This is a genomic window from Actinoplanes sp. DH11 (assembly GCF_020873875.1).
Classification (GTDB): Bacteria; Actinomycetota; Actinomycetes; order Mycobacteriales; family Micromonosporaceae; genus Actinoplanes.
In genome coordinates this window covers 1-1,274 of record NZ_JAHWGU010000074.1, presented here as the reverse complement: position 1 = coordinate 1,274, position 1,274 = coordinate 1, and the positions used below count along the sequence as shown (strand labels likewise).

General features: G+C 71.3%; 1 protein-coding gene. It reads left to right on the top strand.

From position 1 onward, the window contains the following. The coding region (locus LPA41_RS40765) for a type I polyketide synthase (RefSeq protein ID WP_229076855.1) at nucleotides 1–1,274 on the top strand (1,274 nt) is incomplete at both ends.

Here is a 1,274-nt window from a genome sequence, read left to right as displayed (position 1 = left end):
CCTCGGCACGGCGGCGGCCGCTGATCGAGGACATCCCGGAGGTGCGCAAGGCGCTGGCCGAGATGGATCGGGCGCGTGCCGAGGCCGAATCGGGTGGCAGTGAGCTGCGGACCAGTCTCGCCGGGCTCTCCGTCGTCGAGCAGGACCGGATCCTGCTCGACATGGTCCGCACCGAGGCGGCCGCCGTGCTCGGCCACACCGGTGTGGCGGCCGTGCCCGCCGACCGGGCATTCCATGAACTCGGGTTCGACTCGCTGACCGCGGTGCAGCTGCGGACCCGGCTGGCGGCTGCCACCGGCCTGTCGCTGCCGGCCACGCTGGTGTTCGACCACCCGAACGCGGCCGGACTCGCCGCGTTCCTGCGTGCCGAACTCCTTGGCGTGGGTGAGGACGTGCCGGTTACGATGCGCACCGGCGACGCGAGCACCGACGAGCCGATCGCGATCGTCGGCATGAGCTGCCGCTACCCGGGCGGAGTCAGTACCCCTGAGGAACTGTGGCGGCTGCTCGACGAGGGGGGCGACGGCATCGGCCCGTTCCCGGCCGACCGCGGCTGGGAGTCGCCGGTGTTCGGCGACACCGGCATGTTCGGCGGTGAGGGCGGCTTCCTGCACGACGTTGCGGACTTCGACCCCGGTTTCTTCGGCATCTCGCCGCGCGAGGCGATGGGCATGGACCCGCAGCAGCGGCTGTTGCTGGAGTCCACCTGGGAAGTCTTCGAACGCGCCGGTATCGACCCCACCACGGCCCGCGGGCATCGCGTCGGCGTCTTCGTCGGTACCGCCTCCAGCGGGTACGGATCGATGCCGTATCGGCTGCCCGAGGAGGCACAGGGACATCTGCTCACCGGTTCGGCCGGCAGCGTCATCTCCGGCCGGATCTCGTACACGTTCGGTTTCGAAGGTCCTGCGGTCACTGTGGACACCGCCTGTTCGTCGTCGCTCGTCGCGCTGCACCTGGCCGCCCAGGCCCTGCGCGGCGGCGAGTGCGCGATGGCGGTGGCCGGAGGTGTCACCGTGATGACCACTCCGGGGACATTCGCCGAGTTCGGCCGCCAGGGTGGCCTGGCCGGTGACGGCCGGTGCAAGTCGTTCGCCGACGCGGCGGACGGCGCCGGCTGGTCGGAGGGCGCCGGCCTCGTCCTCGTCGAGCGTTTGTCGGACGCGGTGGCGAACGGTCATCGGGTGTTGGCGGTGTTGCGGGGTTCGGCGGTGAATCAGGATGGTGCGTCGAACGGTTTGACGGCGCCGAACGGTCCGTCGCAGCGGCGGGTG